The sequence below is a fragment of the Bradyrhizobium sp. WBOS08 genome, assembly GCF_024585125.1.
Lineage (GTDB): Bacteria > Pseudomonadota > Alphaproteobacteria > Rhizobiales > Xanthobacteraceae > Bradyrhizobium > Bradyrhizobium japonicum_B.
Genome location: NZ_CP028988.1, coordinates 5077637 through 5100572, shown reverse-complemented (window position 1 = coordinate 5100572; position 22936 = coordinate 5077637). Strand labels below are relative to the sequence as shown.

The following is a 22936-nucleotide window of genomic DNA, read 5'->3' as shown; positions in this document are numbered from 1 at the left end:
GGGTCTTGTGTGGCGGTTCGTCGCAGTTGAAGTGGATGGATCATGCGTCGTGTCATCGCGGCTGCGTTAGCGGGAGCGGGCCTGTTGGGAGCGGCCAGCCTTGGCGGCTGCTCCTCGATGTCCTGGGACGTCTTCAAATCGACCCCGCCAACGGTCCAGGTCCGGCTCGAATCCAATCCCCCGGGTGCGGACGCCACGACCTCGCTCGGCCCCGGCTGCAAGACCCCCTGCTCTGTCTCGGTTCCAGCTCCCGATGTCCCCTTCACGGTCGCTTTCGCGCTGCCGAAGTACCAGCCGGCAACCGTCCCGGTGAACCTGATCAAGAATCCTGGGGATTTCACCACCCCGGCCTCGGTGACCACGGACCCGAATCCAGTGTTTGCGGAACTGCAGCCCGCAACGCCGCCCAAACCGGTCCGCAAGCCGCACCGGCCGAGGAAACCGAAACCGGCCGCAGCGGCGCCTGCTGCGGCACCAGCTCAGGCTGCTCCGGCTGCGGCCTCGCCGTTCCCCGATCCGAACGCCGGCCGGCGCTGAGCTAAGTATACCACCCGATTGTCCTCGCCGCGTCCGGTGCTTAGATTGCGTCCCGAGCACCGCTTGAAGCCACCGCTTGAAGCCGAGGTGCGCCCGTCGCCATCAGTGACAAGGCCTCTCGCATGAACGGATCCGCCGCGCTGTCGACCCCGATGACCGATCCGTTCGGGCGGACCATCAGCTATTTGCGCGTGTCCGTGACCGACCGCTGCGACCTGCGCTGCTTCTACTGCATGTCGGAAGACATGACGTTCCTGCCCAAGGCGAACCTGTTGACGCTGGAGGAGCTCGACCGGCTCTGCTCGGCCTTCATCGCCAAGGGTGTCAAAAAGCTGCGCCTCACCGGAGGCGAGCCGCTGGTCCGGCGCAACGTGATGACGCTGGTGCGCTCGCTGTCGCGGCATCTGTCGAGCGGCGCCCTGAACGAGCTGACGCTGACCACCAACGGCACCCAGCTGGCGAAACATGCGAGCGAGCTCGCCGATTGCGGCGTTCGCCGCATCAACGTCTCGCTCGACACGCTCGACCCCAAGAAGTTTCGCGAGATCACGCGCTGGGGCGAGATCGACAAGGTGCTGGAAGGCATCGAGGCCGCGCGCGCCGCGGGCCTTGCCGTCAAGATCAACGCGGTGGCGCTGAAGAACCTCAACGAGGACGAGCTTCCCGAGCTGATGCGCTGGACTCACGGCAAGGGCATGGGCCTGACGCTGATCGAGGTCATGCCGATGGGCGAGATCGGCTCGGGCCGCATCGACCAATATCTGCCGCTGTCGCTGGTGCGTGCGCGCCTTGCCCAGCAATTCACGCTGACCGACCTCGCCGAGAGCACCGGAGGTCCGGCCCGCTATGTCAGCGTCGCCGAAACCGGCGGCAAGCTCGGCTTCATCACGCCGATGACGCACAATTTCTGCGAATCCTGCAACCGGGTTCGCATCACCTGCACCGGAACGCTGCACACCTGCCTCGGCCACGAGGACGCCTCGGATCTGCGCAAACCTCTGCGTGCATCCGATGACGACGTGCTGCTTGCGGATGCGATCGACCGCGCCATCGGCCTGAAGCCCAAGGGTCACGATTTCATCATCGATCGCCGCCACGACCGTCCGAGCGTCAGCAGGCACATGAGCGTCACCGGCGGCTGACACCGGCGGACTACGGGCTTATTCCCCTTAACTATCAACAAACTTCCGATTGACTGGCGGCACGCCCGCTGGTTTGGTGCGGCGGCCTCATGCCTGCACGGCGAGATAAGCCACGCGCCATCTCGGCGCAGTCAAGACGGCCGGGGCACAATCGGGGGAGGACCTATCGTTGCAAGCGCTCCTTAAGCTGAGCAGCAGGATTGACGCGTTCACGCGCTGGACAGGCAAGCGCGTGGCGTGGCTGATCGTGCTCGCCGTGATCATCTCAGCGGTCAACGCCATCATCCGCAAGACGTTCGACACCTCCTCGAATTCATGGCTCGAGCTGCAATGGGTGCTGTTCAGCATCGTCTTCCTGCTCTGTGCGCCCTGGACCCTGCTCGACAACGAGCACATCCGCATCGACATCGTGAACAACACGCTGCCGAAGAAGGCCCGCAACATCATCGACGTCGTCGGCCACGTATTCTTCCTGTTTCCGATCTGCATCGTGATGATCATCACGGGGGTGCCGTTCTTCCTGCGCTCCTTCCAGATCAACGAGCAATCCGGCAACGCCGGCGGACTGCCGCAATGGCCGGCCAAATCCCTGATCATGATCGCATTCGCGTTCCTGCTCGTTCAAGGCATCTCCGAGCTGATCAAGCGGATTGCGGTGATGCGCGGATTGATCCCGGACCCGCATGAATCCCAGGTGTCGGCGCTGGAGGCGGAAGTCGAGCATCTCGTCGAAGCGATCGAAAAGAAATAGCCGTTGGCGACGGTGTAGGGGGATTTCATGACCGCATTCATCATCGCCAATATGGCGCCCATCATGTTCGTGTCGCTGGTCGTCATGCTGCTGCTTGGCTATCCCGCGGCATTCTCGCTCGGCGCCGTCGGCCTGTTCTATGCCGTGATCGGCGTCGAACTCGGCCAGTTCCACCCCGACTTCCTCCAGGCCCTCCCGGAGCGCGTCTACGGCGTGATGAACAACGACACGCTGCTCGCCATTCCGTTCTTCACCTTCATGGGACTGGTGCTGGAGCGGTCGGGCATGGCCGAGGACCTGCTCGACACCATCGGCCAATTGTTCGGCACCGTCCGCGGCGGCCTCGCCTATGCCGTGATCTTCGTCGGCGCGCTGCTCGCCGCGACCACGGGCGTGGTGGCGGCTTCCGTGATCTCGATGGGCCTGATCTCGCTGCCGATCATGCTGCGCTACGGCTATGACCGCCGCGTGGCAGCCGGCGTCATCGCTGCCTCCGGCACGCTCGCCCAGATCATTCCGCCCTCGCTGGTTCTGATCGTGATGGCCGACCAGCTCGGCAAGTCCGTCGGCGACATGTACGAGGGCGCCTTCATCCCCGGCCTCGTGCTCGCAGGTCTCTACGCCCTCTACGCCTTCCTCGTCAGCATGATCTTCCCCGCGGCAGCACCCGGCCTGCCGAAGGACGCCATCGGTTTCCGCGAAGACAATGGCGACCGCGGCCTGGTCTCGCTCGGTATGCTGTTCATCGCGAGCTGCGTGTTCGGATGGTTCATGATGCGCAATTCGAGCACGCATGGCGCCGATTACGTCGTGCTCAGCATGTTCTACGGCATCGTCTTCGCGTTCGCGGTCGCCGTGGTGAATTGGGTCGTCGACAGGCTGACCGGCTTCCGTTTCCTGTCCAAGATGGCGCAGCAGACCACCTTCGTCATGGTGCCGCCGCTGTTCCTGATCTTCCTCGTGCTGGGCACCATCTTCATCGGTATCGCAACCCCGACCGAAGGCGGCGCGATGGGCGCGGCCGGCGCCCTCATCCTGGGCGCCGTGAAGCGCCGGCTCAGCTGGGACCTGATCCGGCAAGCCACGGAATCGACGGCCAAGCTGTCGGCTTTCGTCGTGTTCATCCTGGTCGGCGCCCGCATCTTCTCGCTGACCTTCTATGGCGTCAACGGCCACGTCTGGGTCGAGCACCTGCTCACCTCATTGCCCGGCGGCCAGATCGGCTTCCTGATCTTCGTCAACGCCCTCGTGTTCGTGCTGGCCTTCTTCCTCGACTTCTTCGAGCTGGCCTTCATCGTGATCCCGCTGCTCGGGCCTGCCGCCGAGCATCTCGGCATCGACCTGATCTGGTTCGGCGTCATTCTCGGCGTCAACATGCAGACCTCGTTCATGCATCCGCCGTTCGGCTTCGCGCTGTTCTATCTCCGCTCGGTCGCGCCGAAGGAGCGATACACCGATCGCATCACCGGCAAGCGGATGGACCCCGTCACCACGGGCCAGATCTATTGGGGCGCGGTGCCTTTCGTGGTCATCCAGCTGATCATGGTCGGTTTGGTCATCGCCTTCCCCGCGATGGTGATGCACTACAAGGGTGTGCAGTCAACCATCGATCCCAATACCATCAAGATCGAGGTGCCGCAGATCGAGCTGCCGCCGCTGGATCTCGGTCCGCCGCAGAAGTAGCGGGACGAGCCTTCTTCCTTCTCCCCTTGCGGGAGAAGGTGGAGCGAAGCGCCGGATGAGGGGTTCTCTCCACGCGTCAATTGAGAGTGGGACTCGCGGAGAGGCCGCTAACGCGGCGCGCCACCCTCTTTCACAGGGGGAGAGGGTGCAGCGTCACTGCCGCACCAGTTGTTCTCAACAGCCTTTGCCGCATCCGCCAGCCGAAACCGCAGCGTGAACTCGGCTCCGCCGCCGGGAAGATTCTCCACCGCAACCGTAGCGGCGTGATCGTCCGCCACCGCGCGCACGATCGAGAGTCCGAGGCCCGCGCCGTCGCTGCGGCGGCGGTCGGCGCGCCAGAAGCGCTGGAAGATCAGCTCGCGCTCGGCCTCCGCGATGCCCGGTCCGTGGTCACGCACGCGGACCGAACCGTCGTCGCCCACCTCGACCTCGACGCAGGTGTCCTTGGCCGTGAACTTGATGGCGTTTTCGGCGAGGTTGAAGATCGCGCGCTGCAACTTCTCCGCATTGCCGTGGATCAGGACCGGCGCATCGGTGCCCTTCAGCGCGATGTCCTTGTGCTGCGCGATCGCGAACGGGGCGATCGAGCCGACGACCTCGGCGCAGACGGCGCGCAAATCCGCAGTCTCCTTGGGATCGAGCACCAATGTGTCGAGCTCGGCGATCTCCAGCAGCTGGGCAACGAGGCGGCTCATGGTTTCGATGTCGGCATGCAGCGCCTGCCGCGCCGCGCGATCGTCGAGCGTCTCGATCCGCGTGCGCAGGATCGCAAGCGGCGTGCGCAACTGATGCGCGGCGTCCGCCGTGAACTGCCGCTGCACCCGAAAGCCGCCCTCGAGCCGGTCGAGCGCCTGGTTGACGGCGGTGACGAGCGGCAGGATCTCGCGCGGAATCTGCTCCGTCGGCAGGCGGATGTCGGTGCGCGCCGGGCCGATATTGGCGGCCTTCTCGGAGGCCCTCCACAGCGGCGCGATCGCACGGCGAAAGATGATGATGTCGGTGGCGAGCAGGACCAGGAGGATCGGAATCGTGATCCAACCGACGCGCCGGAAGAAGTTCGAGACGATGTCGTCGATGATGACGTCGCGGTGCGCAAGATCCTCGGCGACCTGGACCCGCACTGTCTTGCCGTCGATCTCCCGGGTGACCGCCGCGCCGGAAATGCTCTCCGACGCGCGCGGTGCGGCGGCAGCAGCGCGCCGGTGCGAGGAGAACAGCAAATGGCCGTCGGCATCGCGAATGTCGTACTGATAGCGGCCATACGCTTCCGAATAGAGGCCCTTGAGGCTGTCGGGCAGATTGAACGTCAACAGGCCGCCCGGCTGCGCGACGATGCGCTCCGCCAGCACTTCGGCCTGCGCGCGCATGGCATCGCGATGCAGCTGGCCGATCTCGGAATTGAGCAGCCAGAACAGCACCAGCGGCAGGAAGAGCGCGGCCACCGCGACCGCCAGGATGTGCAGGAACACGATGCGCCAGATCAGCGATTTGAACGTCGGCGACCCGCCATAGGACGTCGCACTGGACCTGGCACGGGACCCGGTCTCGGCCACGCTATTTCTCCGCGTCCATGAGATAGCCGACGCCGCGGATGGTGTGGATCACGACCTTGGCGCCGTGTTCGGCGAGCTGCTTGCGCAGCCGCGAGACATAAACCTCGACGGCGTTGGAGGCGACCTCGCCGTCCAGCCCGAAGATATGGTCCTCGACGTTCTTCTTCGGCACCACTCGCCCCTGCCGGCGCAGCAGGATCTCGAGCACCGAGGTCTCGCGCGCGGAGATGATCCGCGGCTGGTCGTCGACGAAGATCTGGCGGCTCTCGGTGTCGTAGACCAGGTTGGCGAGACTGAGCGAGCGGCCGAGCAGCTGGCCGGGCCGGCGCAGGATCGCCTCCAGCCGCGCCACCAGCTCCTCCATTGCGAATGGCTTGGCGAGATAATCGTCGGCGCCGCTGCGCAGGCCGCCGACGCGGTCCTGCAAGCCGCCGCGTGCGGTGAGCACCAGCACGGGGAGCGGCTCCATCCTGGCGCGCAGCTCGCGCAACAGCGACAGGCCGTCGCCGTCGGGCAGCCCGAGGTCGAGGATCATCGCGGCATAGCTGACGCTGCTCACCGCCTCGCGCGCCTCGGCGACGCTGCCGACGATGTCGCTCTCATAGCCGGCCGCGGCCAGCCCGCCCGCGACGAGCCGCGACAACTCGGCATTGTCCTCGACGATCAGAAGGCGCATGACATGTCCGCCGGATGCTTCGGTATCACCACACGGCTCGCGCCGCATCGTCGCTGTCTTCCATCATTTGCGCGGCTTCAACCAGCGCAAAGATAGGTCCTGCCCGCCTTTTCATGCCGTCAGCTTCGTGTAAGCTTGCGCACTGGACATCAATCGAGCGCCCGCGGCGAAAGGTTAGGCGTGATGAGCAGACCTGTGAAGACGGAAAGCGAACTCATCGCCATGGCGAGGGCTGAATTGAAGGTTCATGCCGATTGTCCCGACGGAATGACCATCTCGATCCTCCGCGATGGCAGGTCCTGGGAGTTTCGAGCCAGCGCGGATCAGGCCACCTCGGATCAGCCCGGTTACCCCGAATGCGTGGCCATGCTTGTCCAGATCGGCGATCACCTCTGCAAGCAGTACGACGTGGAAGGTTAGACGGACCTCGGCACGCGCACGGCGATCTCAGCATCTGCTCGGTCACGATCGTCAGACCAGCCGGAGATCTATTTTCACAGTGCTGCGGCAATCTGTCCATTTTTCTGTTGACCAGAAAATTGCCGAAGGTAAAGGTGCCCTGCTTCATGCACGGCTGGGCTACTCACATGTCTCGCCGATAGCCGACCACAAGAGCGGGCGGAAGCATCAGGGGGTGAACTAGCTCCGACGCAGACGTGAAGGGCTGCTGATGCAGCACCATGGCCTGCTCGATTGAGCTCAGCACTCAGCGAGCGGGGAAAGATATCGATGCGCCCATTGTTGGCGATAAGTACAGCTATCGACTGGCTGAACGAAAAGGTCGGGAACGTCTGCAACGTTTTGGTGCTCGCGGCCTGTCTGGTCAGCGCTGTAAATGCGATGATCCGCTACGCCTTCAGCTACAGCTCCAACAGCTGGCTCGAAACCCAGTGGTATATGTTCGCCGTCGTCGTGATGTTCGGCGCGTCCTACACCTTCAAGCGCAACGAGCACGTGCGTGTCGAAATTCTGTACCTCATGCTTTCCGAACGCGGCCAATTGTGGCTGGACCTGATCGGGACGTTGATCTTCCTCGTCCCGGCCTGCCTGCTCCTCAGCTACCTGTCATGGGCGATGTTCTACAACTCGTTCATCATCGGTGAAATGTCCAACAATGCCGGCGGCCTCCTGCGTTGGCCGATCAAGTTTGTCCTGCCGGCAGGCTTCTTCATGGTGGCGTTGCAAGGCGTCTCGGAAGTCATCAAGCGAGCAGCGGCCTTGCGCGGCGAAGTCACCATCGATGCAAAATACGAGCGGCCGACCCAATGATCACGATCGAGATGATGCCCCCGCTGATGTTCGGCGGGCTTGTCCTGGCGATGTTGATCGGCTTTCCCGTCGCCTTCACGCTCGCCGCTCTCGGGCTTTCGTTCGGATTTCTCGCGATCCACGAAGGTTTCTTCGGGTTCAGCTTCCTCCAGGCCATCCCGGAGCGCATCTACGGCAGCGTCCTGGCCAACGAGCTGCTGCTGGCAATCCCGTTCTTCACGTTCATGGGCGCGATCCTCGAACGATGCGGCCTCGCAGAGGACATGCTGGACTCGATGGGGCAATTGTTCGGCCCCGTTCGCGGCGGTCTTGGCTATTCCGTGATCATCGTCGGCTTCATCCTTGGTGCGATCACGGGCACCGTGGCTGCGCAGGTCATTGCGATGGCGCTGATCTCGATGCCGGTCATGATCCGCTACGGCTACAATATACGCTACATTACGGGCGTGCTCGCAGCCTCCGGCACCATAACCCAACTGGTCCCGCCTTCGCTGGTTCTGATCGTGCTCGCCGACCAGCTCGGCAAGTCGGTGGGCGACATGTATCTGGGCGCCTGGGGACCATCGATCCTCCAGATCGCGTTGTTCGCGGGCTACACCTTCTTCCTGAGCATCTTCAAGCCGGACCATGTCCCGGCGGTGCCCAAGGAAGCGAGGACGCTCAAGGGCTGGGCGCTCTGGCGCAAATGCCTTCTGGGCATCATTCCGTCTGCCGTTCTGATCTTCGTGGTGCTCGGCACGATGATGCTCGGCCTCGCCACGCCGACTGAAGCGGGCGCAATGGGCGCCGTCGGCGCGATCGTCCTCGCCGTCATCCATCACAAGGATTTCAGCTCGGCCGGTCACAAGGTGTTGCTCGTCGGTGTCGCCGCCGCCGGCGTTGGCACCATCATCGGCATCTACTTCACGCCGAATCTGCCGTTCAAGGTCGCATTCGCGATTGCGTATCTTGCAGTCGCCTGGGTCTGCATCGAGGCGATCCGGATTCCGGACCTGCGCACTTTGGTCAAGCAGGGCTATGAGACCACCATGCGCATCACCTGCATGGTGACTTTCATCCTGATCGGGTCGACTTGCTTCTCGATCGTCTTCCTCGGGTGCAACGGCGGTGTCTGGCTGGAGCACATGCTCACATCGCTGCCGGGCGGCGTTTGGGGCTTCCTGATCTTCATCAATCTGTTCATCTTCTTCATCGCCTTCTTCCTCGACTTCTTCGAGATCGCCTTCATCATCATCCCCATGATCGCGCCGATCGCGCTCAAGCTGCTCACCTCTGTCGTCGGGGCAGATGCCGCCTTGATCTGGTTCGGTATCATGCTTTGCGTCAACATGCAGACCTCCTTCCTGCATCCCCCCTTTGGCTTCGCCTTGTTCTACTTGCGCGGTGTGGCGCCGAAGGAGGTCAAGAGTTCAGACATCTACTGGGGCGCGATACCTTGGATCGGCCTGCAGGCGATCATGGTTGCTGTTGTCATCGCATTCCCGATAACCGTGACTGGACTGCTGGACGCGCCCGCGAAGGTGGATCTGGACAAGATCAAGATCGAGATCCCGAACATCGAGCTGCCGCCGCCACTCGATTTCGGCCAGCCCAAAGACTGACCGGAGAAGCTTGCGCCGCAATGAACCCAAGTCGCTCCCTGGCGACGCCACTCTTCTGGCCGAGTAGACGTCGCCTCGAGCTGGGGCTAAGTTCAAGGTCAGAGCTGCGCTGGAGAAGCCCGATGCCTTATTTTCCAACCGGAGAGAACCGAGACCTCCGCATCTGCAAGGTGCTTGCCGACGTCTTTTGCGCGATCTTGCTCGGCACCTTCTCGATCGTCTTTTTCGGCTGGCTCGGCGGCATTATCGCGTTCGTGATCATCGAAGCCGGACTACTGGGGCTCGATTGGCTCATTCCGAGCACGGACGACGTGGCTGGCGTTGTTCGCTGAGAGTTTGCCATGCTCGGAAACCGGCGCAACGAGCTGACGACACAGAGCGTGGCTGCCACAGCTAGCCTGGTGCGGTCCGGTGCCTGCCAAATGCCGCTCTGAGCTCAGTCAGCTGATCGTTCGTCGCGCCTGACTCTGCATCGGCCCTATTCGTCAGCTCGTCCTTGTATGCGATCGGTTGATCAAACTGACACGCCGTGAAGTCGTACCTCCGGCCCTCGATCCGGTTGTAAAAGTGGTCGCCCGCCGGCAGAGGGGTCTTGAGCAAATCGCCGCCGAAGAGCTCCTGAATGAGGAGCGCGGTGACATTGCATTGCCCTGCCGCCGGATTGCTCGCCGTCCATTGGCTGGCGGTGGACGACGACCATGCCCTGCGCAGCGCTCTCTGAACGTCGTCTGGATCGAAGCTCAGCACCGTTCCGCCTCGGCGAAGACCGCTTGGATCGCCAATTTTTTCCGATGACTTATCAATCCCTTGGCTACTGTGCATGGGGTTGTTTTTCAGTTTTCAAGTCTGGGCCCTCCAAACATGGCAGCGCCCCGGAGCTTTCACACCGGGGCGCTGCCTGCGAGAGATGACGCAATCAGCTCTGCGAGCGGCGCGCCATGAAGATGTCGTAGCCGACCTCGGCGACCTGGAACCAGGAGTAGCTGTCGCTCGTGAACTTGGCGAGCGAGTCGTGCACCTTCTTGAAGTTCGGGTTGCTTGCGGCGACTTCGGCGTGCAGCTCCTTGGCAGCCTTGTGGCAGGCGTCCATGATCGACGGCGAGAACGGGTGCAGCTTGGTGCCGCCGGCGAGCAGCTTCTTCAGCGCCAGCGGATTGGCATTGTCGTAGCGCGCCATCATGTAGTTGTTGGCATAGTGGCCGGCCTGCTCCAGCACGCTCTGGTAATATTTCGGCAGCGCGTTCCACTTGTCGAGGTTGACGAAGGCCATCAGCATCGGCCCGCCTTCCCACCAGCCGGGATAGTAGTAGTGCGGCGCGATCTTGTAGAAGCCGAGCTTCTCGTCGTCATAGGGGCCGACCCATTCGGCGGCGTCGATGGTGCCCTTCTCCAGCGCCGGATAAATGTCGCCGCCGGCGAGCTGCTGCGGCACCACGCCGAGCTTCTGGAGCACGCGGCCGGCGAAGCCGCCGACGCGGAATTTCATGCCCTTGAGGTCGTCGGGCGTATTGACCTCTTTCCTGAACCAGCCGCCCATCTGGCAACCGGTGTTGCCCGCGAGCAGCGAGACGACGTTGTAGCTCTTGTAGAATTCGTTGAGCACGTCGCGACCGCCGCCCAGCATGTACCAGGCCTGGTTGATGCGCATGTTGGGGCCGAACGGCACGGCCGAACCGAAGGTGAAGGTCGGATCCTTGCCGAAATAATAGTAGGACGCGGTGTGACCGATTTCGCAGGTGCCGTTCTGCACGGCGTCGAGCACCTGGAGGCCCGGAACGATCTCGCCGGCGGCGAAGATCTGGATCTGGAATTTGTTGTCGGTCGCCTCAGCGACCATCTTGCACATCATCTCGGCCCCGCCAAACAGCGTGTCGAGCGACTTCGGCCAGCTCGTCGGCATACGCCATTTGATCTCCGGCATCGACTGCGCGATCGCGGGAGCCGCGAGCGTGGCGGCGCCGGCCGCGCCAAGTCCGGTGACCTTGATGAAGTCTCTTCTCTTCATGATTTCCTGCCCTGATGGTTTGCGATTGTGGGCCTTCTTGCCGAGGCTTGGGGCCAGCATGACGCAAGCCGGGACGCAATGCCATCCCCCGATCGCACCGGGGCAAAGAAAAAGCCCGGCCTCCTGGAGGCCGGGCTCTGCGGTCTTGCGACTTTGGGTCTAGGCGATCAGCCGCGCGTGCGCGAGCGGATCATGAAGCTGTCGTAGGTATATTCGGCAACCTGCCACCACAGATATTCGTCGGAGCGGTAGGCCTGCATGGCATCAATCACCTTCTTGAAGTCGGCGTTCTTGGCCGAGACCTCGGCCCAGAGCTCGTTGGTCGCCTTGAGGCAGGCTTCCAGCACCTCGTTGGTGAAGGGACGAAGCTGGGTGCCGCCGGCAACCAGGCGCTTCAGCGCCGCCGGATTCTGCATGTCGTAGCGTGCCGCCATCCAGGTATTGGCATGGGTGGTCGCGTTGGCGAGGATGGCCTGGTAGTTCTTCGGCAGCGCGTTGAACTTCTCCAGGTTGGCGAAGGCGTGGACGGTGGGACCGCCCTCCCAGAAGCCCGGATAGTAGTAGTACTTGGCGACCTTGGCGAAGCCGAGCTTCTCGTCATCGTAGGGGCCGACCCACTCGGCGGCGTCGATGGTGCCTTTCTCCAGCGCGGGATAGATGTCGCCGCCGGCGAGCTGCTGCGGCACCACGCCGACCTTCTGGAGCACCTGGCCGGCGATGCCGCCGATGCGCATCTTGAGGCCGGAGAGGTCGGCAACGGTCTTGATCTCCTTGCGGAACCAGCCGCCCATCTGCGTGCCGGTGTTGCCGCAGGGGAAACCGATCACGTTCGACTTCTTGAAGAACTCGTTGGCGAGCTCGTTGCCGCCGCCCTGGAACAGCCAGGAATTCTGCTGGCGCGCATTGAGGCCGAACGGCACCGAGGCGAAGATCGCGAAGGTCGGGTCCTTGCCGACGTAGTAGTAGGACACCGTGTGGCACATATCGACCGTGCCGTTCGTGGTCGCATCGAGCGCCTGCAGGCCGGGAACGAGCTCACCGGCGGCGAACACCTGAATCTGGAATTTGTTGTCGGTCATCTCGGCGACGTACTTCGCCACCTGCTCGGCACCGCCATAGATGGTATCGAGCGACTTCGGGAAGCTCGAAGTCAGGCGCCACTTCACCTCGGGCGAGGACTGCGCGATCGCCGGCGAGGCCACTGCGGTCGCCGCCGCGCCTGCTGCCGACACTTTCAGAAAATCACGACGCTTCATCTTCAGGTCTCTCCTTGCTGGGGCGTTTCCCCTTGAACTTCTCTTGTGCCGCCGCTGATTCCGGCGACGCGACAGGGCAGCGTCGAACCGAAGGGGCTTGACTGCGGTGGGCCTTTAACACGGAAGGCGCGTTTTCGGAACGCGACAATGGCATGACGGGGCTCTACGAAAGTCGCATGTCTCCCAAGGGGACGAGGCGGCGCGCCGGCGGCCGCTTCAGGCCGCCGCGATGACGCCCTTGAGCTGGTCCCGGACCTGCCCTGCTATGGCGCGGTAGATCGCCGCATGGGGACCGTCCGGCTCGCTGTCGACGACGGGGTTGCCGGCATCCGAGGTCGCGCGAATCGCCATGTGCAGCGGGATCTCGCCGAGGAACGGCACCTCGAGCTTCTCGGCCTCGTGCCGCGCGCCGCCATGGCCGAAAATGTCCGACCGCGTGCCGCAATGCGGGCACTGGAAATAGCTCATGTTCTCGACGATACCGAGCACGGGCACGTTGACCTTCTTGAACATGGCAAGTCCCCGCCGCGCGTCGATCAGGGACAGGTCCTGCGGGGTCGAGACGATCACCGCGCCCTTGAGCGGCACGTTCTGCGCCAGGGTAAGCTGGGCATCGCCGGTGCCCGGCGGCATGTCGACCACGAGAACGTCGAGCTTGCCCCATTCGACGTCGCGCAGCATCTGCGTCACCGCCGACATCACCATGGGACCGCGCCAGATCATCGCGGTCTCTTCCTCGACCAGGAAACCGATCGACATGATCGCGAGGCCGAAGCGCCGAAGCGGAATCATCTTGCGCTCGTCGTTCAGCTCCGGCTTGTCGCGCAGGCCCGTCAGGCGCGGCACCGAGGGGCCGTAGATGTCGGCATCGAGCAGCCCGACCTTGAGCCCGAGATCGCGCAGGCCGAGCGCCAGGTTCAGCGCGGTGGTCGACTTGCCGACGCCGCCCTTGCCGGAGGCGACCGCGATCACGGCGGCGACGCCGGGGATCTCCGACTGCCGCGCCATGGGCGAGCCGCCTCCCTGCGGCGGCTTGTGGGCATGGGCCGGCTGCACGCCCGGCGCGCCGCGACTGGGCTGCGGAGGCGGCGGCGGTGCGGAGCCCGGCTTGCGCTCGGCGGTCAGTGCCACCATGACGGTGGTGACGCCGGGGATGCTGCGCACGGCGGCCTCGGCCTCGGCCCGGATGGATTCCCAGGCCCTGGCCTCGGCGGCATCGACATTGATCGAGAAGAACACCTTGCCGTCGGACGCGCTGATCGCGCTCAGCACATCGGCATTGGTGAGCGCGACCCCGCGGGGGGACTTGATCCTGGCGAGGCTGTCGAGAACCTGTTGCTGCGTCACGCTCAAAGTGCATCTCCTGGACGGAGCCTGATCCGGACCCGGAGGGCCGCACCAGCGCGAAGCGGGAAGCGGCTTTCCGGCAGGGCCAGGCACGATACTTTAGGATGCCCCATTAGAGCGGAAACGCCCAAAAGGCTACTGCCTGCCGATATCGTCAGCCATCTCGGCGGGCGCCGCCCCCTGCTCCTTGGCGGCCTCGTAGTTCAGCTCGATCATGACCCCGTTGGGATCGTGAACGAAGATCTGCCAGAGCTCGCCACCGGGCACCTGGCGGGCGTCGAACTTCATCCCCTTGGAGGCCAGCCGCTGCTTCATGCCGTCAAAACCGCGGCTGACGAAGGCGACATGATGGACGACGCCGGAATCCGGCTTCTGCGGCTCCGCCGTCGCGGAAATATCGACCAGGTGCACCACCGCCCGGCCATCGCTGTACATCCAGGCGCCGGGGAAGGCGAAATTCGGACGGGCGCCGTTTTCCAGCCCCAGCACGTCCTCGTAGAAACGGACGGTCTCGGCCAGATTGCGGGTCCGGATGTTGAAATGATCGAGGACGCCAACGCTCACGCCGCCCAAGCTCGATGCCATGTTTCGCTCCCTTTTTCGAAGTCCTTAGGTCCCGCCATCCTAGCACAGGGGGCCGCCAAACGAAGCCGTTGCCCTCCCGGCTTAACGGTTTATGGTGCGCCTCCGATCCGCCCTCGCAGCGGAACTTCGAGGGTGCCGCCCGGCGCCCTCGCCCTGCTACAACCGTAAAGCTCAAATCTACGGACAAGGTACCACACATGGCTAAAGTCGCTTTCCTCGGTCTCGGCGTCATGGGCTTCCCGATGGCCGGACACCTCGTGAAAAAAGGGGGCCATGAGGTCACCGTCTACAACCGCACCGCGGCCAAGGCGAAGGAATGGACGAACAAGTTCGGCGGCAAGACCGCGGCGACCCCGAAGGCGGCCGCCGAAGGTCAGGATTTCGTGATGTGCTGCGTCGGCAACGACAACGATCTGCGCGCGGTCACGATCGGCCCCGACGGCGCCTTCGCCGGGATGAAGAAGGGTGCGACCTTCGTCGATCACACCACCGCCTCCGCCGAGGTCGCGCGCGAGCTGGACGCAGCCGCGGCCAAGGCCGGCTTCAAATTCGTCGACGCACCGGTCTCCGGCGGCCAGGCCGGCGCCGAGAATGGCGTGCTGACGGTGATGTGCGGCGGCGCGCCCGATGCCTATGCCGGCGCCGAGCCGATCATCACAGGCGCCTATGCGCGGATGTGCAAACTGCTCGGGCCGGCCGGAAGCGGCCAGCTGACCAAGATGGTCAACCAGATCTGCATCGCCGGTTTGGTGCAGGGTCTCTCCGAGGGTATCCATTTCGCCAAGAAAAGCGGCCTCGACGTCACTGCTGTGATCGAGACCATCTCGAAAGGGGCTGCGCAGTCCTGGCAGATGGAAAATCGCTACAAGACCATGAACGAGGACAAGTACGATTTCGGCTTCGCGGTCGAATGGATGCGCAAGGACCTCTCGATCGCGATCGCCGAAGCCCGCCGCAACGGCGCCAACCTGCCTGTCACCGCGCTGGTCGATCAGTTCTATTCCGAGGTCGAGAAGATGGGCGGCAAGCGCTGGGATACGTCGAGCCTGCTCGCGCGCCTGCAGCGCTGAGGAGCTGTTGCCGCGTCGTTCGGGGGCGTGCAGCATCCGAGCTTCGTCGCGACCTCGGCCGCGACGAAGCATCGGCCAAGCGGTCGAACGGAAAGAAAAATAGCCTTCGGGGGAAGCCTTGCTTAGCGTGATCGCCGCCATCCTTGTTGTTGTGCGCCTGCCGGTCGCGCTCCTGATCCTGGCTGCATCTCCTTCGCAAGCGCTCGCCGCATCGCTCGATGGCGCCAGCATCGGCCCGCAATGGGCGCTTCCGTTCGCCGGCATGCTGCTGTCGATCGCGATCTTTCCGCTCGCAGCGCCTCACTTCTGGGAGCACCACCAGGGCAAGATTGCCGCGATGTGGGGTGCCCTGATCGTGCTGCCTCTTTTAGTCGGGCACGGCCCGCTGCCGACCATCCAGGCTCTCGTTCATACCGCGTTGCTCGAATACATCCCCTTCATTCTGCTGCTCCTTGCGTTGTTCACGGTGGCAGGCGGAATCGTGGTGCGCGGCAATCTTCACGGCTCGCCGGTCCTGAACACGCTGCTGCTCGCGCTAGGCACCCTGATCGCGAGCGTCATCGGCACGACCGGCGCGTCGATGGTCATGATCCGGCCGGTGATCCGCGCCAATGACGACCGGCGGCACAACGCGCACGTCGTCATCTTCTTCATCTTTCTGGTGTCGAACATCGGCGGCTCGCTTTCGCCCCTGGGAGATCCGCCGCTGTTTCTGGGATTCCTGCGCGGCGTGGACTTCTTCTGGACGACGACGCACCTGTTCCCCCAGACGACGTTCGCCGCCTGGATTCTGCTCGTCCTGTTCTTTTGCATCGACGCTTATCTGTATCGCAAGGAAGGCCGCGTCAAACCGGACCCGACGCCGGACAATCCGTTGCGGGTCAGCGGAGGCCTCAACTTCGCTCTGATGGGCGTCATCATCGCTGCGATCCTCTTGAGTGCCAAGCTCGATCTCGGCGGATTCGAGGTTCTCGGCACGCACCTTCAGCTGCAGAATCTTCTGCGCGATGCCGTGATGATCGGCGTCGTGTTCGCATCTCTCGCCGTCACCTCGAAGGAGGACCACGACGCGAACGGCTTTTCGTGGGGGCCCATGATCGAAGTGGCAAAGCTGTTCGCCGCCATCTTCATCACCATCATTCCCGTGCTTGCGATCCTCAACGCCGGCAAGTCCGGCGCGTTTGCCGCCGTCGTGAACATGGTCACCAATGCCGACGGCACGCCGAACAATGCCGCCTATTTCTGGCTGACCGGCTTGCTCTCGTCCTTTCTCGACAATGCGCCGACCTATCTCGTCTTCTTCGAACTCGCTGGAGGCGACGCCAAGCATCTGATGACGAATGGCGCGGTGACCCTTGCCGCGGTCTCGGCAGGTGCGGTGTTCATGGGCGCAAACTCCTACATCGGCAACGCGCCCAACTTCATGGTGTACGCGATCGCGCGAGGGAGCGGCGTCGCCATGCCGGGCTTTTTCGGGTACATGGCCTGGACCTCCGTCCTGCTGTTGCCGGTGTTCGCGTTGGTCACGCTCGTTTTCTTCAGGTGAAGGGCCTGCGGGTTCCGCGAGCGGAGGTCGAACCGGGCCTTGGATTAACGCCCCGTTAACGTAATTCTTTAGCTCCTTAAGTCACCTCTTAAGGATTTCTTGCCAGAGATAGACAATGCAGAAGGCCCGCGTCCGGCGTGGGCAGGAATCGTTGTTGCTTGATGAGTAACCCCGCTGAAAAGCCCGAGGTTGTGCAGCTTCCGGCCGAGCCGGTGAGCGCTCCATCGGCGAGCAGCCGACGGGCTGCGGCGCAGCGGGTGCGCGAGGCGCGCGACAAGTTAACGTCGACCAGCGGAACCCGGCCGGCCTTCGACGCCGAGATGCTGCGCCAATACGCCCAGACCCGGCTGTCGGCGTCCTATGTCGTGATGCTGCTGGTGGTCGCGACCGGGTTGCTGTTCGGGCTGTGGATGCAGCCGATCCCGGCCGCAGCCTGGACCGTCGGCATGCTCTGCATTCACGCGGCGATGATCCGCAGCTGCCGGCGCTTCCTGACAGAGCCCGCCTCGCCCGCGGCGACGCGCGCATGGCGGACACGCTTCGTCGTGCTCGATCTGCTCTATGGCCTGTGCTGGATGGCGATCCTGATCCATCCCGTGCTCGACATGGTCACGGAAACGCTGATGATGTTCCTGATGCTGCTGGTGATCGCGGTATCGAGCATGGTCGCGGCGAACCTGCCGATCGCGGCCCTTGCCGCCACCGCGCCGGTCGCGGTCGCCATGGCGCTGAGCTTTGCGTTCACCGGCTCGCTGGACAATTACATCCTGGCCGCGCTCTCGCTCGCGGCCGAGGGCTATTTCGTGCTGCTGGCGCATCGCCTGCACTCCTCGACCTTCGCGGCGCTGGAGGCGCGCGCCGAGAAAGACGCGCTGATCGGCGAGCTCGAACAGGCCAAGGCGATCTCGGACGAAGCGCGCCACCGCGCCGAATCCGCCAACGTCGCCAAGTCGCGCTTCCTGGCGCAGATGAGCCACGAGCTGCGCACGCCGCTGAACGCCATCCTCGGTTTCTCCGAGGTGATGAAGAGCGAGATCTTCGGCGCGCATGCGGTGCCGGTCTACAAGGAATATTCGGCCGACATCCACAATTCCGGCGTCCACCTGCTCAACCTCATCAACGAGATCCTCGATTTGTCGCGGATCGAGGCCGGCCGCTACGAGCTCAACGAGGAGGCGGTGTCGCTGGTCGGCATCGTCGCCGACTGCCACCATCTGATGAAGCTGCGCGCCTCGAGCCGGGGCATCACCATCCACGAGGTGTTCGAGCAGTCCATGCCGCGGCTCTGGGCCGACGAGCGCGCGATCCGCCAGGTCGTGCTCAACCTGATCTCCAACTCGATCAAGTTCACGCCGCAGGGCGGCGAGATCTGGCTCAAGGCCGGCTGGACCGCTTCGGGCGGACAATATCTCTCGGTGAGGGATACCGGCTCGGGCATCCCCGAGGACGAGATTCCGGTCGTGCTCGCCTCGTTCGGCCAGGGCTCCAACTCGATCAAATCGGCCGAACAGGGCGCAGGCCTCGGCCTGCCGATCGCCAAGAATCTGATCGACCTGCATGGCGGCACGTTCACGCTGAAATCGAAGCTGCGCATCGGCACCGAGGTGATCGTCACCTTCCCGCCGGAGCGGGTGATGAGCGCGCTTGCGCCGCTGTCGGACGATTCTCCACCGCTCCAGCCGGAGGGTTCCGTACTGCCCGACGAGAAGCGCCGGCCGCGCCACAAGCCGATCATGAGCGCCGGCACAGGCTCCTAACCAGATGCTTGCAGACATGCCCGACAATCCTCCACTATGTCCGAATGAGTCAAGAAACGCCGTGCGTCGCCGTCTGCATGATCGATCCCAGGACCAAGCTGTGCTTCGGCTGCGGCCGGACCTTGCCCGAGATCGCGCGCTGGCACGCCATGGACAGCGCGGAACGGCGCGCGGTCATGGCCCTGTTGCCGGAACGCATGACGGAAGCCGGGCTTGCGCCGATCGCGGCATCGCCGAAGCGCGCCTGACCGGCCTGCGCGCCCGCGGAGGCGCGCGATGATCCGCTTCCTGCTCGTCCTCGTCATGCTCGCCGGCACGGCCGGCGCGGTCGTCGCCTATGGCGATCCCGAGCGGATCGCGCGCGCCGGTCACAAGGTCTCGCACATCTTTCGCGCGCAGACGGTGGCGCCTGCCCCCGCCGTGCAGATTCCGCGCGGACAGGGCGGCGAATTTGCGCTGCGTGCGAAGATCAACGGTGTCGCAGCGCCGATGGTGATCGATACCGGTGCGACCTCGGTGGTGCTGACCTGGGAAACCGCGAAAGCCATCGGGCTGCCGCTCGAGATGCTCGAATACGATGTCGAACTCGAGACCGCGAACGGCCATACCAAGGCGGCCCGGCTCACGCTCGACCGTCTCTCCGTCGGCCATCTCGTCGAAAAGTCGGTGCCGGCCCTCGTCGTCCAGCGCGGGCAGATGAAGACCAACCTGCTCGGCATGAGCTTCCTCGACCGCCTGGAGAGCTGGGGCGTCCGCGCCGACAAGCTGATGCTCACCGGCTATCCCGAGCTTCAGAGCAGCCCCCGCCGCTCGCGCACCGCGATCGACTAGATCGCAGCGGCGCGCGCGGACCACCGCCGGGGCTAGAGCAGCGGCGGGCCCTGCCGCAGATTCATGTGCCGGTTGACGTCCTTGTACAGGAGATAGCGAAACCGGCCCGGGCCTCCGGCGTAGCATGCCTGGGGGCAGAAGGCGCGCAGCCACATGTAGTCGCCGGCCTCGACCTCCACCCAGTCCTGATTGAGACGGTAGACCGCCTTGCCCTCGAGCACGTACAGCCCGTGCTCCATGACATGCGTCTCGGCAAAGGGGATCGTCGCCCCCGGCTCGAACGTCACGATGTTGATGTGCATGTCATGGCGCATATCGGCCGGATCGATGAAGCGGGTGGTGGCCCACCTCCCCTCCGTGCCAGGCATCGCGACCGGTTCGATGGACTCTTCGTTGGTCACGATCGCCTCGGGCTCGGCCAACCCCGGCACGCGCTGGTACAGCTTGCGGATCCAGTGCACCTGTGCAGGGCCAGGGCCGCGGTTGCGAACGCTCCAGGCGCAGCCGGGCGGCAGATAGGCGAAGCTGCCAGGCCTCAGTTCACGTTCACCTTCTGCCAATTTGAGCATCAACGTGCCGCCTGCGACGAACAGCGCCCCTTCGGCATCCTTGTCCGGCTCGGGCATGTCGCTTCCGCCGGCCGGCGCGATCTCCATGAGATAATGAGAGAACGTCTCGGCGAAGCCGGACAGCGGTCGCGCCAACACCCAGAGCCGCGTGTTGTCCCAGTGCGGCAGGTGGCTGACGACGATATCGCGTTGCACGCCGCTGGGGATGACGGCGTATGCGTTCGTGAAGACCGCGCGGCCGCTCAGCAGGTCCGTCTGGGACGGAAGGCCGCCTTGCGGTACGTGATAGGTGCGCGATGACATCATCAAGCCTCGTGAAGGTTAGCGATGGGAATGTATCAGCTTGCAGCCGACTGGACGCCGAGCTGTAGCGGCTCGCTCAGCCAATGTTCTTCGAGATTGGCGCCATCCCCCATGCGGTCGACAACGAGGAACGCGCTTGCGTCCTCGAGAACCAGGAGTGGATGGTGCCAGCAGTTTCTAGCATAGTTCACGCCCTGATGGCCCTTTGCCGCGAACGCCCGGTAGCTGGACGAGACGCTGGGGTCAGTGCAAACGACGACCAGCCAGTCGGCGCCGTTCAGGGGCATGAACAGCTGGCTCCCGAGCGGATGGCGCTCCATCAAGCGGATCGCGATGGGCGCGGGCCGCACCGAAGCGACGAACCAGCTGATGTTGACTTCTCCGCCTTCCGCGGCAACGTCGATATCGGCAAGCCCGTTGAAGCGTTGAGCATAACCCTGGTTGATCGATAGCGGCGTCCTGCCTTCCGTTTCGACGACGTCTCCGAACGGAGCGAACGCCTGCTTCGTCAAAGGCTCGATCGAGAGCGTCACCATAGCCAACCTCAAGCACTCAGCCTTCAAAGGGTCTGCAGGCCCGCGACGGGACACTCAGAAGGCTCCACCGGTCATTCGTTGACCAGGTGCGACACCAAGTCCAATTTATAGAATGACACGATTGTTAGGTTTTCGCTATGGATCTCCGCCAGCTTCGGTACTTCATCGCGGTTGCCGAAGAGCGCAGCTTCACCCGCGCCGCCCGGCGGCTGAACCTCTCGCAGCCGCCGCTCAGCCAGCACATCCAGGCCCTCGAGGCAGAGCTCGCGACCCCGCTGCTCTACAGGACCAGCCGCAGGGTCGAGTTGACGCAGGCGGGTGAGGCCATGCTGGTGCGGGGGCGCACCATCCTGCAACAAGTCAAAGCCGCGGAAGACGAGGCCCGGTCGATCGGCGCCGGCCTGATCGGAACGCTGGATGTCGGAGCGACCGGCTCGATCCTGCGCGGCCGTCTCGCCGAGCTGCTCGCGGCCTACCGCAAAGTCGCCCCGCAGGTCAGGATGACGGTGCATGAGCAGGCGCCGGCATTGCAGATTGCGGCGCTGCTCAGCCGCACGACCAACATCTGTCTCATTCGCGGAATTCCCTCCGAGCGCGACCTTTCCAGCAAGCTGGCGTGGCGGGAAGAGGTCGTCATCGCACTGCCGCGCACCCATCAGTTGGCGCGCCGCAAGCGCATCGCGCTCGGTGAGCTCGCGTCCGAGGATCATGTCGTCCTCGATCCCGATAGCTCCGATTTCGCGCGATACGTGCAGACCTGCTGTGTCGATGCCGGCTTCCTGCCAAAGGTGTCGCAGCAGGTCGTCGACGCCCAGTCGATCCCGAGCCTGATCGCGGCGGGGTTCGGCGTCGCGCTCGTGCCGCAGTCGATCGCGCGCTTCACCACCGCCGACATCGTCTTCCGTCCGATCCGGCCCTCGCCGCCCACAGCCGATGTGTTTCTGGTCTTCAGAGCGGACGAGACATCGATGGTGGTGCACAATTTCATCAAGCTCGCGCTTCGATACCTGAATCATCGCAAGGGCGTGGCTTGATGCTCCGGCGTCGACGCCGGCGGCCCCTCCCGCGTCATTGCAAGACCATCGTGTCCCGGACAAGCCGCAACGCGAGCGTTGCGGCGCAGAGCCGGGCCCCAGGCGGCAACACGGTACACGCTGCGACATGGGCCCCGGCTCTGCAGCGCACCGCAGCGGACGATGCTTCGCATCGCCGGCGAAGCGCTGCGCTGCGTCCGGGGCACGAGAGCGGTGGGTAGCGCATATTCTCTGCGTCATTGCAATGCTCCGGTGCACATCCCAGCGGCGGTGTCGTAGGGTGGGCAAAGGCGCACTTGCGCCGTGCCCACGACCTTTCAAATGCGGAGATAGACGCGTGGGCACGCTGCGCTTTGCCCACCCTACGAGATCGAGGTTGTGACACGCAGCTCGACTCACAGACATGCCTTTTCGCTCTCGCGGCGCAATTCGCCCGAGCTTTGCTTGCGTCTTCACCCTCTAAATCCAAGAGGGCGCAGGGAAGGCCGGGTGCTGACAACGCACCCGCGGTCTGCTGCGCAAAATGCACACGCAGGCCGTAGGGTGGGCAAAGGCGCCCTTGCGCCGTGCCCACGATCTGTCCGATGCGGCGATAGGCGCGTGGGCACGCTGCGCTTTGCCCACCCTACGAGATCGCGTTTGTGGCAGATACCTCGAGTCATAGACACGCCTTCTTGTTCTCGCGGCTGAAACCACCCGAGCTTTGCTTGCGTCTCCACCCTCAAATCCAAGAGGGCGCAGGGAAGGCCGGGTGCTGACAACGCACCCACGGTCCGCTGCGCAAAAATGCACACGCAGAAGAACCGCACAGCAGCATACAGGTGGTGCCGATCATTCGGCCTTCCCTGCGCGGTGGTCGGACGGCTTATGCCGTGCTCTCCCGGG

Annotated in this window: 23 protein-coding genes; 14 read left to right on the top strand and 9 right to left on the bottom strand. The window is 64.0% G+C overall.

Going from position 1 to position 22936, the window contains the following annotated elements; all coding sequences use genetic code 11:
- The first annotated feature begins 42 nt into the window (after nucleotides 1–42).
- The 4 genes from DCM80_RS23780 (at nucleotide 43) to DCM80_RS23765 (ending at nucleotide 4113) form a co-directional block, all read left to right on the top strand.
- Entirely contained in the window at nucleotides 43–537 is a 495-nt protein-coding gene (locus DCM80_RS23780; RefSeq protein ID WP_257193984.1) for a hypothetical protein, read from the top strand.
- A 122-nt stretch (nucleotides 538–659) separates the two neighbouring features.
- Nucleotides 660–1679 (top strand): GTP 3',8-cyclase MoaA, encoded by a 1020-nt coding sequence (moaA, locus tag DCM80_RS23775; RefSeq protein ID WP_257193982.1) that lies wholly within the window; start codon nucleotides 660–662, stop codon nucleotides 1677–1679.
- 169 nt (nucleotides 1680–1848) lie between these two features.
- Complete coding sequence (locus DCM80_RS23770) at nucleotides 1849–2430, top strand: TRAP transporter small permease subunit (protein WP_257193981.1); 582 nt, start codon at nucleotides 1849–1851, stop codon at nucleotides 2428–2430.
- Between the two features lie 27 nt (nucleotides 2431–2457).
- Nucleotides 2458–4113 (top strand): TRAP transporter large permease subunit, encoded by a 1656-nt coding sequence (locus DCM80_RS23765; protein ID WP_257193979.1) that lies wholly within the window; start codon nucleotides 2458–2460, stop codon nucleotides 4111–4113.
- A gap of 107 nt (nucleotides 4114–4220) precedes the next feature.
- On the opposite strand, the gene DCM80_RS23760 is transcribed toward DCM80_RS23765, so the two are convergent.
- The gene (locus DCM80_RS23760; protein ID WP_257193977.1) at nucleotides 4221–5666 is read right to left on the bottom strand and encodes a HAMP domain-containing sensor histidine kinase; all 1446 of its coding nucleotides are present in this window, start codon (nucleotides 5664–5666) and stop codon (nucleotides 4221–4223) included.
- Nucleotide 5667: 1 nt separating this feature from the next.
- Nucleotides 5668–6342, bottom strand: a complete 675-nt coding sequence (locus DCM80_RS23755; RefSeq protein WP_257193976.1) for a response regulator transcription factor — start codon at nucleotides 6340–6342, stop codon at nucleotides 5668–5670.
- 183 nt (nucleotides 6343–6525) lie between these two features.
- On the opposite strand from DCM80_RS23755, the gene DCM80_RS23750 reads away from it, so the two are divergent.
- The 4 genes from DCM80_RS23750 to DCM80_RS23735 all read left to right on the top strand — a co-directional run bounded on the left by DCM80_RS23750 (nucleotide 6526) and on the right by DCM80_RS23735 (nucleotide 9544).
- The gene (locus tag DCM80_RS23750; RefSeq protein WP_257193974.1) at nucleotides 6526–6762 is read left to right on the top strand and encodes a hypothetical protein; all 237 of its coding nucleotides are present in this window, start codon (nucleotides 6526–6528) and stop codon (nucleotides 6760–6762) included.
- A 309-nt stretch (nucleotides 6763–7071) separates the two neighbouring features.
- Nucleotides 7072–7611, top strand: coding sequence for a TRAP transporter small permease subunit (locus DCM80_RS23745; protein WP_257193973.1), 540 nt, complete (start codon nucleotides 7072–7074; stop codon nucleotides 7609–7611).
- Nucleotides 7608–9212 carry a TRAP transporter large permease subunit gene (locus DCM80_RS23740; protein ID WP_257193972.1) on the top strand — a complete coding sequence of 535 codons (1605 nt, stop codon included), beginning with the start codon at nucleotides 7608–7610 and terminating at the stop codon, nucleotides 9210–9212. Before DCM80_RS23745 ends, DCM80_RS23740 begins: the two co-directional genes overlap by 4 nt.
- Before the next feature lie 122 nt (nucleotides 9213–9334).
- On the top strand, nucleotides 9335–9544 hold the full coding sequence (locus tag DCM80_RS23735) for a hypothetical protein (RefSeq protein ID WP_257193971.1): 210 nt from the start codon (nucleotides 9335–9337) through the stop codon (nucleotides 9542–9544).
- Nucleotides 9545–9605: 61 nt separating this feature from the next.
- Here DCM80_RS23735 and DCM80_RS23730 read toward each other — a convergent pair whose 3' ends face one another.
- The 5 genes from DCM80_RS23730 to DCM80_RS23710 form a co-directional block, all read right to left on the bottom strand.
- Nucleotides 9606–9956 carry a hypothetical protein gene (locus DCM80_RS23730; protein WP_257198030.1) on the bottom strand — a complete coding sequence of 117 codons (351 nt, stop codon included), beginning with the start codon at nucleotides 9954–9956 and terminating at the stop codon, nucleotides 9606–9608.
- Nucleotides 9957–10128: 172 nt separating this feature from the next.
- The gene (locus DCM80_RS23725; RefSeq protein ID WP_257193970.1) at nucleotides 10129–11217 is read right to left on the bottom strand and encodes a TRAP transporter substrate-binding protein; all 1089 of its coding nucleotides are present in this window, start codon (nucleotides 11215–11217) and stop codon (nucleotides 10129–10131) included.
- Nucleotides 11218–11384: 167 nt separating this feature from the next.
- The gene (locus DCM80_RS23720; protein ID WP_028135634.1) at nucleotides 11385–12473 is read right to left on the bottom strand and encodes a TRAP transporter substrate-binding protein; all 1089 of its coding nucleotides are present in this window, start codon (nucleotides 12471–12473) and stop codon (nucleotides 11385–11387) included.
- A 216-nt stretch (nucleotides 12474–12689) separates the two neighbouring features.
- A complete protein-coding gene (locus DCM80_RS23715) occupies nucleotides 12690–13826 on the bottom strand; it encodes an Mrp/NBP35 family ATP-binding protein (protein ID WP_257193969.1) in 1137 nt (378 codons plus the stop codon).
- A gap of 129 nt (nucleotides 13827–13955) precedes the next feature.
- Entirely contained in the window at nucleotides 13956–14405 is a 450-nt protein-coding gene (locus tag DCM80_RS23710) for a VOC family protein (RefSeq protein WP_257193967.1), read from the bottom strand.
- A 197-nt stretch (nucleotides 14406–14602) separates the two neighbouring features.
- Here DCM80_RS23710 and DCM80_RS23705 point away from each other — a divergent pair, with 197 nt between their 5' ends.
- From DCM80_RS23705 to DCM80_RS23685, 5 genes are all read left to right on the top strand, one after another.
- Entirely contained in the window at nucleotides 14603–15475 is an 873-nt protein-coding gene (locus DCM80_RS23705; RefSeq protein WP_257193966.1) for an NAD(P)-dependent oxidoreductase, read from the top strand.
- A 130-nt stretch (nucleotides 15476–15605) separates the two neighbouring features.
- Entirely contained in the window at nucleotides 15606–17021 is a 1416-nt protein-coding gene (locus tag DCM80_RS23700; RefSeq protein ID WP_373569422.1) for a sodium:proton antiporter, read from the top strand.
- Between the two features lie 161 nt (nucleotides 17022–17182).
- Entirely contained in the window at nucleotides 17183–18778 is a 1596-nt protein-coding gene (locus DCM80_RS23695; protein WP_257193965.1) for a HAMP domain-containing sensor histidine kinase, read from the top strand.
- Nucleotides 18779–18822: 44 nt separating this feature from the next.
- Entirely contained in the window at nucleotides 18823–19026 is a 204-nt protein-coding gene (locus tag DCM80_RS23690; RefSeq protein WP_257193964.1) for a DUF1289 domain-containing protein, read from the top strand.
- A 28-nt stretch (nucleotides 19027–19054) separates the two neighbouring features.
- Nucleotides 19055–19609: a TIGR02281 family clan AA aspartic protease gene (locus tag DCM80_RS23685; RefSeq protein ID WP_257193963.1), complete on the top strand. Its 555-nt coding sequence runs from the start codon at nucleotides 19055–19057 to the stop codon at nucleotides 19607–19609.
- Nucleotides 19610–19641: 32 nt separating this feature from the next.
- Here the strand turns inward: DCM80_RS23685 and DCM80_RS23680 are convergent, their stop codons facing one another.
- Nucleotides 19642–20481: a bifunctional allantoicase/(S)-ureidoglycine aminohydrolase gene (locus DCM80_RS23680; protein ID WP_257198027.1), complete on the bottom strand. Its 840-nt coding sequence runs from the start codon at nucleotides 20479–20481 to the stop codon at nucleotides 19642–19644.
- A 35-nt stretch (nucleotides 20482–20516) separates the two neighbouring features.
- Nucleotides 20517–21017: an ureidoglycolate lyase gene (locus tag DCM80_RS23675; protein WP_257193962.1), complete on the bottom strand. Its 501-nt coding sequence runs from the start codon at nucleotides 21015–21017 to the stop codon at nucleotides 20517–20519.
- A gap of 137 nt (nucleotides 21018–21154) precedes the next feature.
- On the opposite strand from DCM80_RS23675, the gene DCM80_RS23670 reads away from it, so the two are divergent.
- Complete coding sequence (locus tag DCM80_RS23670) at nucleotides 21155–22051, top strand: LysR substrate-binding domain-containing protein (RefSeq protein ID WP_257193959.1); 897 nt, start codon at nucleotides 21155–21157, stop codon at nucleotides 22049–22051.
- Nucleotides 22052–22936 lie beyond the last annotated feature (885 nt).